The 13,158-nt window shown below is 42.0% G+C and carries 13 protein-coding genes; 6 read left to right on the top strand and 7 right to left on the bottom strand.

The features are described 5' to 3' along the window. The first annotated feature begins 204 nt into the window (after positions 1-204). Both MHZ95_RS11650 and MHZ95_RS11645 read left to right on the top strand, forming a co-directional pair. Positions 205-2,274 carry a catalase gene (locus MHZ95_RS11650; RefSeq protein WP_239390802.1) on the top strand — a complete coding sequence of 690 codons (2,070 nt, stop codon included), beginning with the start codon at positions 205-207 and terminating at the stop codon, positions 2,272-2,274. A gap of 108 nt (positions 2,275-2,382) precedes the next feature. Beyond that, complete coding sequence (locus MHZ95_RS11645) at positions 2,383-3,123, top strand: thermonuclease family protein (protein WP_239390801.1); 741 nt, start codon at positions 2,383-2,385, stop codon at positions 3,121-3,123. Between the two features lie 110 nt (positions 3,124-3,233). Here the strand turns inward: MHZ95_RS11645 and MHZ95_RS11640 are convergent, their stop codons facing one another. From MHZ95_RS11640 to MHZ95_RS11625, 4 genes are read right to left on the bottom strand one after another with little or no spacing between them, the layout of a single operon-like run. Continuing rightward, positions 3,234-4,427 carry a hypothetical protein gene (locus tag MHZ95_RS11640; protein WP_239390800.1) on the bottom strand — a complete coding sequence of 398 codons (1,194 nt, stop codon included), beginning with the start codon at positions 4,425-4,427 and terminating at the stop codon, positions 3,234-3,236. Positions 4,428-4,442: 15 nt separating this feature from the next. Beyond that, positions 4,443-5,273: a hypothetical protein gene (locus MHZ95_RS11635; protein ID WP_239390799.1), complete on the bottom strand. Its 831-nt coding sequence runs from the start codon at positions 5,271-5,273 to the stop codon at positions 4,443-4,445. Next, the gene (locus tag MHZ95_RS11630; RefSeq protein WP_239390798.1) at positions 5,270-5,959 is read right to left on the bottom strand and encodes an ABC transporter ATP-binding protein; all 690 of its coding nucleotides are present in this window, start codon (positions 5,957-5,959) and stop codon (positions 5,270-5,272) included. The genes MHZ95_RS11635 and MHZ95_RS11630 overlap by 4 nt, the downstream gene beginning before the upstream one ends. A gap of 13 nt (positions 5,960-5,972) precedes the next feature. After that, the gene (locus MHZ95_RS11625) at positions 5,973-6,344 is read right to left on the bottom strand and encodes a GntR family transcriptional regulator (protein WP_239390797.1); all 372 of its coding nucleotides are present in this window, start codon (positions 6,342-6,344) and stop codon (positions 5,973-5,975) included. A gap of 567 nt (positions 6,345-6,911) precedes the next feature. Here MHZ95_RS11625 and MHZ95_RS11620 point away from each other — a divergent pair. From MHZ95_RS11620 to MHZ95_RS11605, 4 genes are all read left to right on the top strand, one after another. After that, entirely contained in the window at positions 6,912-7,160 is a 249-nt protein-coding gene (locus MHZ95_RS11620) for a hypothetical protein (RefSeq protein WP_239390796.1), read from the top strand. After that, complete coding sequence (locus tag MHZ95_RS11615; protein WP_239390795.1) at positions 7,147-7,512, top strand: type II toxin-antitoxin system VapC family toxin; 366 nt, start codon at positions 7,147-7,149, stop codon at positions 7,510-7,512. Before MHZ95_RS11620 ends, MHZ95_RS11615 begins: the two co-directional genes overlap by 14 nt. Positions 7,513-7,929: 417 nt before the next feature. Further along, positions 7,930-9,327: a Na+/H+ antiporter NhaC gene (gene nhaC, locus MHZ95_RS11610; RefSeq protein ID WP_239390794.1), complete on the top strand. Its 1,398-nt coding sequence runs from the start codon at positions 7,930-7,932 to the stop codon at positions 9,325-9,327. 242 nt (positions 9,328-9,569) lie between these two features. Beyond that, complete coding sequence (locus MHZ95_RS11605) at positions 9,570-10,679, top strand: citrate synthase (RefSeq protein WP_239390793.1); 1,110 nt, start codon at positions 9,570-9,572, stop codon at positions 10,677-10,679. A gap of 63 nt (positions 10,680-10,742) precedes the next feature. Here the strand turns inward: MHZ95_RS11605 and MHZ95_RS11600 are convergent, their stop codons facing one another. From MHZ95_RS11600 to MHZ95_RS11590, 3 genes are all read right to left on the bottom strand, one after another. Beyond that, on the bottom strand, positions 10,743-11,273 hold the full coding sequence (locus tag MHZ95_RS11600; protein ID WP_239390792.1) for an isoprenylcysteine carboxyl methyltransferase family protein: 531 nt from the start codon (positions 11,271-11,273) through the stop codon (positions 10,743-10,745). Positions 11,274-11,285: 12 nt separating this feature from the next. Beyond that, a complete protein-coding gene (locus MHZ95_RS11595; RefSeq protein ID WP_239390791.1) occupies positions 11,286-12,365 on the bottom strand; it encodes a type III polyketide synthase in 1,080 nt (359 codons plus the stop codon). 300 nt (positions 12,366-12,665) lie between these two features. Beyond that, on the bottom strand, positions 12,666-13,112 hold the full coding sequence (locus tag MHZ95_RS11590; RefSeq protein ID WP_239390790.1) for a YaiI/YqxD family protein: 447 nt from the start codon (positions 13,110-13,112) through the stop codon (positions 12,666-12,668). Positions 13,113-13,158: the final 46 nt, after the last annotated feature.

Raw genomic sequence — 13,158 nt, 5'->3', positions numbered from 1 at the left:
TTCGAGCAAGCTCGAAAAAATCTGGACGCAATCACGCCGAGGCGCGATTGATTTGCATATTGGACTCTAACGTTTGTCCATTGAACCACTGTGCGGTATGAAAAGACTTGTCTTGCCTCTGTCAGTCAGAAGTCCCTTTTTTAGAAAAAATCCGTTTGAGCGTACGCCGTTGGGGAAGAGTGTGATAGAACTCTAAAATTCTGAATGGAGGAAACGATATTGAATAACAACCATTCTTTTGATGAAACAAGCAAAGATAAGCAATTGGAAACGTTCCGTTCATATGAAAAAGGGAAAAAACTGACGACCAATCAAGGGTTAAAAGTAGCCGAGGACGAACATTCTCTAAAAGCGGGTTTGCGTGGCCCAACATTGATGGAGGATTTTCATTTCCGCGAAAAAATTACGCATTTTGACCATGAGCGGATTCCTGAAAGAGTTGTACATGCGAGAGGCTATGCAGCTCACGGTGAATTTGAACTGTATAAATCGATGACAGACTATACAAAAGCGGCATTTCTCCAAGAGCCGGGTTCGAAGGTTCCTGTCTTCACACGTTTTTCCACAGTGGCCGGCAGCCGGGGATCCGCGGAAACCGTACGAGATGTACGAGGGTTTGCGGTGAAGTTTTATACGGAAGAGGGAAACTTCGACTTGGTCGGCAACAATATACCGATCTTCTTTATTCAAGATGCCATCAAATTCCCCGATCTAATCCATGCCGTCAAACCCGAACCGCATAATGAAATGCCGCAAGCGGCCTCCGCACATGATACCTTTTGGGATTTTGTCGCCAATAACCAAGAATCCGCTCATATGATCATGTGGCATATGTCGGACCGGACCATCCCGCGAAGCTTCAGGATGATGGAGGGCTTTGGTGTCCATACGTTCCGTTTTGTGAACGCCGAAGGGAAAGCGCATTTCGTAAAATTCCACTGGAAACCGAAACTGGGCGTCCACTCTTTAGTATGGGATGAAGCACAGAAAATCAGTGGGAAAGACCCTGACTTCCATCGGAGGGATTTATGGGAATCCATTGAACGTGGTCAATTCCCTGAATTTGAGCTAGGCGTTCAGATCATTGAGGAAAAAGATGAATTCATGTTCGATTTCGATATTTTAGATGCGACGAAAATATGGCCTGAAGAAGTGGTGCCTGTTCAACTGATTGGAAAAATGACGTTAAACCGCAATGTCGATAATGTGTTTGCAGAAACGGAACAGGTCGCCTTTCACCCCGGACATGTCGTTCCAGGCATCGATTTTTCGAATGACCCGTTGTTGCAAGGAAGATTGTTCTCCTATACGGATACACAGCTGATCCGTCTGGGTGGCCCGAACTTCCACGAATTGCCGATCAATCGTCCGGTTTGTCCGTTCCATAACAATCAGCGAGATGGCTATGGCCGGCAGACAATCAATGTCGGGCAAGTCAGTTACCATAAAAATTCACTGGCGGATAATTCACCTTCCACAGCTACAGAAGAAGAGGGCGCCTATGTCCATTATGAGGAAAAAGTGGATGGGCGTAAAATCCAGGCACGCAGCGATTCGTTCAAAGATCATTTCTCACAGGCGCGACTGTTCTACAATAGTATGACATTGGCTGAGAAGAGGCACATTGTCGATGCGTTTAGTTTTGAAGTCGGTAAAGTGAAAGATAAAAATGTCAGACAGCAAGTGGTCGATATGTTTGTCAATGTCGATAAAGGATTGGCAACGGCTGTGGCACAAGCGATCGGTGTGGATCATCCGGATGGGGAAGAATCGGCAGTAGCGGAAACCTCGCCGGCACTGAGTCAGGAGACGACTGCCAAACTGCCGGAAACCCGTAAAGTCGCCGTGCTGCTCGGTGAACAATTCGATGGAAACGAACTGGAAGCAATTGTGACAGCGTGTCTAGATGCTGGGATGGTCGTCGATATCGTCAGTGATAAATTCGGCATCATTCATGCCCAAAATGGCTTGGCTGTCGAAGTGGATGAAACATTTTTGACCGTCCATTCCGTGTTATACGACGCGGTCTTGGTCGTCGGAGGCGAAGTGGACAATCCAACCAAGTTTAAAAAGGACATTATTAACTTTGTGAACGAAGCATTCCAGCATTATAAACCAATTGGTGTGGCATCAACTGGCGTTTCCTTTTTCGACGCATCCGACGCCGAAGCAGGACCGGGTATTGTGATGGCAGGCGAGTCATCTAATTTCAGTAAAGACTTCATCGCCGCGGTGGCTGCTCATAGACATTGGGATCGCAAGATTTATGGGTAAAATCAAATGGACAATGGCCGTCACATAGGTGGCGGCTGTTTTCAATTCACTATGAAACTGTTAACATAGGAAAGGGTCAAATACATAGTTGTAAAGGATGTAACGATAGTGAGTACTAGAAAATCAGATGCGCGTTCATGGATGAAAAAGCCGGCAAGTTTAATAGGCGCGGCTGCTGTCTTGTTAGCCTTATTTTTGTATAATACCTTTTTCCCGGAACAAGATCCAGAACCTAGCCGGGCGGGTTTGATCCCCGTCGAGTTGGTCAAGGTTATCGACGGTGATACGATCAAAATCAATTACGAAGGCAAGGAGCAGAATGTCCGCTATTTGTTGATCGATACGCCTGAAACGAACCACCCTCGGCTCGGAAAGCAACCATTCGGGGAAGAAGCGAAGGAACGTAACCGTGAGCTGATCAACAGTGGAAAATTGGAAATTGAATTCGATATCGGGGAGCGGATCGACAAATATGGTAGATTGCTCGCTTATATTTATGTAGACGGAGAAAGTGTGCAAGAAACGCTTCTGGAAGAAGGGCTTGCCCGCGTCGCTTATGTCTATCCACCGAATACACGCCATCTCGATACGTATGAAAAAGCGCAAGACAAGGCGAAAAAGGCGGGTGCCGGCATTTGGTCCATTGAGGATTACGCGACCGATCGCGGCTTCGATAGTCAAACGCATCCAGTAGAAAAGTCAAAGACAAAACCGACGACGGAAGGGACGGAATACTTCAAGAACTGTACGGAATTGCGCAAGAAATATCCAAACGGCGTCAAGAAAGGGCATCCTGCCTATTCGGAAAAGATGGATGGGGATAAAGACGGCTTTGCGTGTGAGCGGTGATGTGATTGAACGTTCCTATTTACGCAAAATGAAAGAGATGAGAATGCAAGCCATCATGCTGCTATTCTCATCTCTTTCTTATTTAAAGGTAGGTTGACCAAACAAACCTTTTATTGAACAAACTCGATGCCATGAAAATAAAGACTATAATCCTTTTGATCTTCATCTTTGTTCTTCACTTTTAGATGACCTTTATAGAGGGATTCTCCAGTTTCTACATCGCCTATAAAGAGGGTATGACCATTCGTTGTTGCGTAAATGAGATATAGTTTTCCATTCATGGCTTGCATATAAGGAGCTTCGTTAGCCTTCGCATCTCCTAAGTCAAATGCCGGTTTTGTGCCCCATTTGTCATTGTCAATATCATACTGGTTGATTTCCACACCATTCGCTGACTGTGATGAAATAAAGAGCGTTGAATTAAAGATAGACGCACTGCCTATAGAACCAAGTAATTCATCAGAGCCCACTATTTTTTTAGACTGATTATTTTCGATATCGTAAGCGATGAATTCATAAGCGGCATTCGGTTTGCCATCGCTATGTCCCATATCATCTTCAATAGTTTCTATTTTAATTAAAAGATAGTTGTTTCCATCATCATTGATAATTCTTAAATTAGACCAGCCATTTTCTATCCTCGGAGTGGAAGCAATCGTGTGATGGCTGACTAGTTTTTGCCCATCCAAGTCAAATGTATAGACACGGAATTCATCTCTACCGCCTATTCGGAAACCCCGTGTAATGACCTTTAACTCACTGTCTATTACTTGGACTTTATCTACATTCATCCAACCATAGTTTTCTTTTTCGGGAATCTCTAACTGGATGGATGTAATTTCGTCAGATTGTTTATGTAACACTTCAATTTCAAAGGTTAAATCTTTCATTGGGCGTTCATAGGGATTCCTAATTTGCACATAGGCTACTACATGTTCATCTTCAAAAAAATAATTCGGCTCTAAATCCTTACTGCGCATAAAATTCTTATGCTTTTTTACCAATTTTTCAAGAGGATAGGGAATGCCCCTTCCAGATAACTTTCGGAAAAAGGAATGGTTATTCGGGTTAATCGTTTCTTCACTCGTCATTTGTAAAGGAGTCTGCTGTCGGGACCAGTAATTATGATCCACAAAGTAATCACCGTATAGCATTAGATTCTGCACTTCATCCTCATTGCCATTCACTTTTTCAAATTCAACTGTTAAATGCTCGCTTGTAGCGAAACTGGATTGTATATAAAAAGTGCCAATCACCATTAACGTAATGAAACAAATTGATATGATTTTCCAATAGCGTTTCACTTGTGTGACCTCCCATCAAACCCTTATTTTATTCTTGATCAGAAAATTACCTGTCCAAATCGCACAAGCTAAAACGACAATCCCTGCTACTAATTCAATGAAAAATAATTCGATCGGGTAAAAGTAACTTCCTAAAATAAACTCATTCATAAGTATTGGTGCCATAAAGATGAAAAGAGAAATAGCACAATAGAGAACGCCGTAAATAATCCCTTTGATGCGAAAAGAACGTTCAAACAAAATTGCTGTAAAAACAATAAATACCGCTGTTATTCCACCGCCATAATAAAGAACAAACTCAATAAAAGTATGTGGAAACAAAATCCTTAAATCAGATAAGCCGGTAATTTGGCTAATGGTTAGATCGGTACGAAACTCACTTGGAACCATCCACTTTAAAACTTGACTTTCAATTGGCAATAAGATGAGCTGCAATGCAACGAGGCCTAAAACATAGAGTAAAATCGTTGTTGCCTTCGCTAGATACACATGAATGCGTGCTATTGGTAACATCAACAAACGGTAACTAAATGTATTTTTTCCAAGCCAATCACGATACCAAATAAAAAAGACATAAATGATTAGCGTAACACCGCAAATTACAATGGGCCCCATAAACCAAGCTGAATAGGAAATTTCAATTAAAGATATTGTCCGATAATTTTCGAGAAACTCTGCGATCGGCACTAGATCCTGGTAAATTACCCTATTTGCATGATTTAAATAGTTTCGCGACTCAACAATCACCCCAATGATTTGCGAAAGGATCGTAATGCCAAATAAAACGAGATAGAGCTTTAAAAAACGGTTAAACTCGAAATCGACTAACTTCAAATAACGTTTCATCCTTGATACACCTCTCTCATGACATCAATAACCGATTTCCCTTCGTTTTCCCTTACTTCTTCCACTTCGAATTCCTTTAACACGACGCCTTCATCTAGTAAAACGACTTTATCAACTAAATGTTCGATATCATTAATTTCATGTGTCGTGATAATAACACCACGGTTTTCAATTAAATGACTTGTAAATACATTGGCAATTTGCTCGCGACTGAAGATATCAATCCCTGAAAAAGGTTCGTCCATCAAGACATAATCGACATCCAAGGCTAAACCGAGTAGAAGGTTCACTTTTGCGGTATTGCCTTTTGATAGTTCAGAAATGCGATCCGTTTCGTTTAGTTTGAAAAACTGCAGCAGTTCAGTGGCACGTTTTTGGTTCCAACTGTCGTAAAAGTCAGCCATAAATACGAAGGCATCCCGTATTTTCATTTGCGGTAACATCGTGATGGTATCAGGAATAAAGGTGATTTTTTCATAGCTCCCTTTATGAATTTTTTCACCATCGATGAGGATTTCACCACTATTAATGGGGGTTAACGCCATAATTGCTTTCATAATGGTTGTTTTCCCAACCCCATTAATGCCGATTAAACAAGTAATCTGGCCTTTTTCAGCAGTAAAAGAAACGCCTTTTAACACTTTCTTTCTACCAAACTTTTTGGTTACATCTTTTATTTCAATCATGAAGATCCCCCCTTTAATTATTTTCCCTTTCGTACGTATCCTTCACTAAATGCAAGGCTTCCTGTACCGGAACATTGATGGATCGAACCGATTGAACAAACGTATCCACCGCCTCTAAAATCAATTCCTCTCTTACCATTTTGAGCGTTTGCTCATCCTTCGTAATGCGACTTGGCAAATTTCCCTCTGTAAAAATCAACCCTTGTTCCTCCATTTCTTTATACGCCCGCTGCGCCGTATTGGGATTAATCTTCAGCTGATTCGCGAGTTCCCTTCGCGATGGAATTTCTTGACCCGGTTCAAAGGTACCCCTTGCAATTTGCTCTTTAAAATGCCGGATCACTTGCACATAAACAGGATCACGATTGTTAAACTTTACACTCATTGAGTCAACTCCTAAAAAACATAGTGTACTAAGTGGGTAATACATCAGTGGCAAAAATAAGAGACGAAACGTCATTGACGATACCTGTATTAAGATCGTAATACAGGTACGATAAAAAAATACATCATGAAGGAATATTGTGTATCAAAGCCTTAATACAGTAATTGCGAAGAAAAACCACTTCATACAGTTACTTGTCGTTCAATTATAATGTATTAATCGCTTAATACGCATTGCATAATGTATTATATGCTTAATACACATTGGAAGTCAAATAAGAATTGAGGGTTCTTATGGAATTATGTTAGAACCTTCAATTTATTAATCGATTCAGTAAAGTTGCATATTAAAAGAATTGGACGGCGCACGGTACTCGGCGAACTTATGCGTACATTGATCAGTTTCACTGAAAAGGATAGGCACATACAGATCCCCATTCTTTTTTTAAAAACAAAAAAAGAAACTCCGTAATATGATTAACTTTTGTTTTAACAACAGCATTGCCTGTATAATATATATCATACAGCTGGGTCATGGAACGGTGTATTTTGAAGAGGAGGGATTGTTATGACTTTTTACAGGAAAGTTGCGAACAGTGATATTCTGAAAAAAGTTATTGATTTACCTGAAAGCCTTCAGAATAAGGAAGTAGAAATCCTTATTTTTCCGTATGAAGATAATAAGGATGAAGAAAAAGTAAGTGAGAAGAAAAAAAGTGCTAGGGGAGTATTGGAAAAATATAAGGATATAGATCTGTTAAAACAAGAAAACGGCGCATGGTCGAAAGCGGTGGAAGATAAATATGAAAATCGCTGATGCAAACGTAGTATTAAGATACCTACTAAACGACTCTGAAGAAATGTCGGAAAAAGCAGCAGAACTATTAGAACACCATGAAGTATATATACCTAACGAAGTAATCGCAGAGATTGTCTACGTATTACAAAAAGTATACAAAGTAAAGAATAGCGAAATTAGCGAAACATTAATGCTTTTTTTAGACACCAGTCAAGTCCAAGTAGACGACCCCCTAATTCTAAACACAGCATTAAATCTTTTTGCAGAACGTAAATTAGATTTTGTTGACACACTTCTTTATGCGTATCAAAAAGTAGGAAATCATGAAATATACACTTTCGATAAAAAATTGAACAATCTTCTCAAGTAATTTGCTTAAGACACTGGTATTTTTCACTATGTATGAGAAGTTTGGAAAAAAGGGCAATAGTTAATCTTTTTGTTAAACCCTTGACTTGTGAGATGAACATGTTAAGATTCAAATCAATTACTATTGCGCAAAAGTAGGCAAAGAATTTCAGTTGAATAATTACGAGAGATGGTGCAGTAGCCGGATTGTGGGCAGCAAGTAGAGACTGGATGGCAGGTGAAAGTTCAGGCAGCAATCACAGTGAAGTACGCCATCCGTTTTTCTCGTTTAGATATGAAGTGGATGGTCGGCTAAAGCCGGCTCATCAAGTAGGGTGGTAACGCGGAGAACTCCTTCGTCCCTTTCCAAGGGATGGATGGAGTTTTTTTGCGTGACAAAAGTTTTTTGGGGTATTCAATCATCAAGGAGGATTTCAGCATGTTTCGCATAAAAGCAGTCGTTTCGCCTACCTTTATCGAGTCGCTTGCGTTGATTGTGGCGATTATCGCGGCGATTAGTATAAGTATCACTCAATTGGGTGCGGTTCCACATTTGCCGATTTTAGGGTCTATATTATTATTATTTGGCTATGGTTTATTGAAAAAAGTTCCGTACCGTAAGCTTGAACGCGGGTTAGTAGAAGGGGCAGGCGCCGGCATGAGTGCGGTTTTCCTGTTTTTCTTTATCGGGATGCTAATCAGCAGTTGGATGATGGGCGGGACAATTCCGACGTTGATTTATGCAGGTTTTCAGCTAGTTACACCGCAGTTTTTCTTCGCGATCGTTTTTGTGATCACTGCAATTGTCGGCATCTCGATCGGCAGTTCACTGACGACGGTTGCGACAGTCGGTGTCGCTTTTATCGGGATGGCAACGGTCTTGGATGTCTCGATGGCCATCACGGCTGGAGCGATTGTCTCAGGTGCTTTTTTTGGTGACAAAATGTCGCCTTTGTCAGATACGACCAATCTGGCGTCTTCCATCGTCGGAGTTGATTTATTTGAACATATTCGCAATATGGGCTGGACAACCTATCCTGCATTCGCCATATCGTTGCTCATTTTCGGTTTCTTATCTCCGAACGTATCCCAGGGCGAAGTTGAGCAAATTACATTTTTCCAAACTGGGCTGTTGGAAACTGGGATGATCCATTGGTATACCGTCATCCCGCTCCTTGTCCTATTCGTTTTGACGATATTGAAAGTGCCTGCGCTTATGACATTAGCTTTAAGTTCCATCAGCGCGGTCCTCATTTCATTTTTCCATCAAAGCTTTACGGCTTCACAAGTGATGGGTATCTTATTTAATGGGTATACTTCAACGACAGGGATTGAAGACGTTGACACACTCATCTCCGGTGGCGGCATGCAAAGCATGTTTTTCACGATCGGTTTAGTGTTATTGGCATTGAGTATGGGTGGCTTATTATTCACGCTTGGGATTGTTCAATGTTTATTGGCCAAAATCGAAAGTTTGTTAAAGAAAGTGTCTTCCGTGATCGCGGCTTCCGCGTTAACCGCAATCGGCATCAATGTGTTAATCGGGGAGCAATACTTATCGATTTTATTGACAGGGCAAGCGTTCCAATCCCAATATGAAAAAGTGGGGCTGGCAGGTAAAAACTTGAGCCGGGTGATGGAGGATGCTGGAACGGTCGTCAATCCTTTAGTTCCTTGGAGCGTCTGCGGGATTTTCATCACAAGTGTGTTAGGGGTCGCAACCCTTGATTATTTACCGTTCGCATTCTTTTGTTTATTGTCACCGATTTTAACCGTGTTGTTTGGCTTTACGGGAAAAACATTGACGTATCGGACAGGGAATACTGAGAGTAAATGAAAAAAGAGCTTCTTCGTCAATTTAACTTGACGAGGAAGCTCTTTTTTAAGTCATTGGGGAAGATTAATTTATTCTTGATTGGCATAGTTTGTATTCCTATTATTCATTTTACACATAGGTGATTGTGATGTAAACTAAGGATTAACAACTTGTTGGAAATTTCTAAAATATGATAGCGGTTTCAACTTCGATTCGAAGTTCCCAAATTGCAAAGTAATAAGAATAGAAAAGGAGGATTTACTATGACAACAGCAGGGTTAGAAGGGGTCGTAGCCACACAGTCCGGGATTAGCTCCATTATTGACGGGGTACTTACGTATAGGGGAATTAACATTGATGAGTTAGCGATGTATGCTAGCTTCGAAGAGGTCCTCTATTTGTTATGGAATGATGAATTACCTACGGCTGAGGAACTCGCTAAGTTAAAGGAGGATCTTGCTATTCAAGGGGTCTTGCCTACTGAAATTATTTCTCTGATGAAGTCATTCCCGAAAGAGACTCATCCGATGGCCATACTGAGAACGGTCGTTTCAGCACTTGAGATGTATGATCCGGATGCATATGATATGTCCCCCGAAGCGAATCTTCGCAAGGCATTAAATATACAAGCAAAGATTTCGACAGTAGTAGCTGCGATTCAACGTGTAAGGGAAGGAAAGGAGATCCTATCTCCTAAAGCCGAGTTTACTTTTGCGGAGAACTTTTTATATATGTTAACGGGCGAAGTTCCAGATGAAATCGCTAGTAAATCGATCGATACAGCACTGATTCTTCATGCGGATCATGAACTAAATGCATCAACATTTGCTTCGCGCGTAACAGTAGGGACACTCGCTAATATGTATGCAGGTATTGTATCTGCGATTGGTACATTAAGTGGACCTCTGCATGGTGGTGCGAACGAAGCGGTGATGGAAATGTTGGAGGAGATCGGAGAAGTAGAAAATGTTGAAGCTTATCTATCCGAGGCTTTTCGTAGTAAGAAAAAAATCATGGGATTCGGGCATCGTGTCTATAAGACAGGAGATCCACGTGCTAAATTTTTAAAGAGCATGTCAAAAAGTTTGACTACGCTCAAAGGGAAGAAAAAAATGTATGAAATTTCCGTGAAGATAGACGAAATTATTACGAAAGAAAAAGGGCTTCTTCCGAATGTGGATTTTTATTCAGCCTCGACTTACGACAGTCTTGGAATTGCGAGAGATCTATTTACGCCCATTTTTGCCGTCAGTAGGACTTCGGGTTGGACAGCACATATACTTGAACAATACTCGAATAATCGCTTAATTCGCCCGAGAGCTGAGTATGTCGGATCTCAGTTACGGAGCTATGTTCCAATTGAAGAGCGTTAATGCGGGATAAATGAAAAAAGGAGCTTCTTCGTCAAGTCGGCTTGGCGGAAAGCTCCTTTTTCATTATTTTAATGAAAACTTTGCCTCATAATTTGTCGCTTCCCTCAATGCTTTTTCCTCAGCGGGAATGCGAACGGACAACATCCAAGCATTTAAAAGCCCAAAAACGATTGCTGTCCAATAAGCACTGAAGAACAACGGCAAAACAAGCAACTCAGTGGTCACGATCAAGTAATTCGGATGACGGATCCATTTATAGGGACCTTTCCGCACGACATCTGCACCTGGCAGGATGATGATCTTCGTATTCCAAAACTTTCCGAGTGAAGCGAGACACCAAATGCGCAGCACTTGTGCAACAACAAACAGCCCAAGGAAAAGCGGCCAAATCGAAGAGAGGGGACGATTAAACAACATGACTTCCAAAATAAGTGAAAAGAAAAAGGTACTATGCATCGCCACCATCCACGGATAATGGCCAGCCCCTACTTCATAAGCCCCTTGGCTACGCATCCATCTTTCATTGTCTCTCGCAATCAAGAGTTCAACGAGACGTTGCACAATAATGAATGAAATGATAAAGAGAAATAACATTTACAGCACCTCTCATTCCCATCTCAATAACAGTAATTCCCCGCAAAATCCCGGTCCAAGGGCAGCCATCAGTCCGTAATCACCGGCAACAGGCTTGTTTCTCATGAATTTCTCAAGGACATAGAGAACAGTCGGAGATGACATATTCCCATTTTCACGCAATATGTCGCGGGAAATTTCCGTTTTGGTTGGATCAAATCCAAGAGCCTTTTCATAGGCGCCCAGCACTTTTTTACCGCCGGGATGTGCAACAAAATGAGTCAGGTCATTTTTCAGTAGTCCATATTTCCCGATAAATTCATGGACGAATGGACCGAGCCAATTCGTAATAATGGCAGGAATGCTCTTGGAAAAGACAACGTATAAACCATTGTTTTTCACATCCCACCCCATAACATCTTCCGACTCCGGCATCAGTTTCGAAGTCGTTGCAATAATCGCAGGAGCAGTTATTTTCGACTTTACCGTAGACGCATTGCCGGCGACTAACGCACAGGCCACGCCGTCCGAAAACAGTGATACACCGACGAGATTACTTTTCGAATAATCATCTTTTTGGAACGTCAAGCTACATAATTCCACGGAAAGAACAAGGACATTCGCTTCCGGAAAAGCGCGACAATACTCTGACGCTCTACTGATCCCGGCAGCTCCTCCCGCACAACCGAGACCCCAAATCGGAATTCGCTTCGTATCATCGCGGAAGGGGATCCGGTTCATAATGCGTGCATCAATACTCGGCGTTGAAATCCCGCTGCTGGAGATGAAAAAGATTGCGTCGATCATGGACGGATCAATCGGTGCTTCCAGCATTCCATCACCTTGCAGGCAAGTTAGCACAGCTTGGATCCCAAAGTCGACTGCATGGTCGATATATAATTGGTTGCGTTCTTCAAAGGTATGCGCCTTCCCGTACCAATCAAGGGGCATGCAGACATTCCGAGTTTCGATCTCTCCATTTTGAAAGACTTTCAGTAGCCGTTCGATATCTTGAAATTTTTCGCTGAACAACGATCGTGTCAACTCGACAGCCTGTTCCTGTTTCACTTCATAAGGCGGTTTGAATGTACTGACAGAAAGGATTTTGGGCATAGAATACCTCCTGTGCGAATGATAAATTGACTGGAAACGTATTGGATAATAATTGACTTAAGCTAACTTACGCAGGTCTTGTACAAAAGATGCCTCTTAAATCAATTACGCCTTGGCGTAATTGCGAATCGAACGGCGAAGGGTTCGATTTGCCTTAATTTCTACGATCTGTGCAGAAATTAAGGCACTTTTCATTTAAGACGTCGCGCACTTAGACTGCCTTCTTTATCTTCATTCAGCGGAAGACTCCCGCTGAATGAAGATAAAGAAAGCCTGTCGATATGCTGACAGGCTTTTCATTTACTTATTTTTAAGGCTTGCACATAACTTTTTTAAACTTTCTTCAAATTTGATATTGCTTTCCTTCGATCGTTTTTTAGGCCCGCGCAATCTTCCGCCGGCCATTCGTACTTTTTGAGCGGTATGGCGTGCAAACAGCAGTTGGTCAATATTCTCCGATGTATAGAGCCTACCGTTTTGATCGATGGGATGCCCTTGTTTTGCAAGGACCATCGCTGCCAAACCGTAATCTTGTGTAACGACAATATCATCTTTCTGCACCCGATTGACAAGAACGAAATCGACGGCATCCGCCCCTTTGGAAACGATGATCGTTTCCGCGCCATCCCGGTGCATTTCATGTGCAGTATCGCAGATCAGCATACAGCGGAATCCGAAGTTCTCTGCGATTCGAATTGTTTCATTCACGACTGGACATGCATCCGCGTCGATAAGAATTGTCGTCATTCAGCCGCCCCCTTTATATACTCTATTATGTCGGTCCCGTCCAACA

Origin of the sequence: Sporosarcina sp. ACRSM (assembly GCF_022346545.1) — a bacterium.
In the GTDB taxonomy this organism is placed as follows: domain Bacteria; phylum Bacillota; class Bacilli; order Bacillales_A; family Planococcaceae; genus Sporosarcina.
Note: the sequence above shows the minus strand (reverse complement) of the source record. Positions and strands in the feature narration are given on the sequence as shown.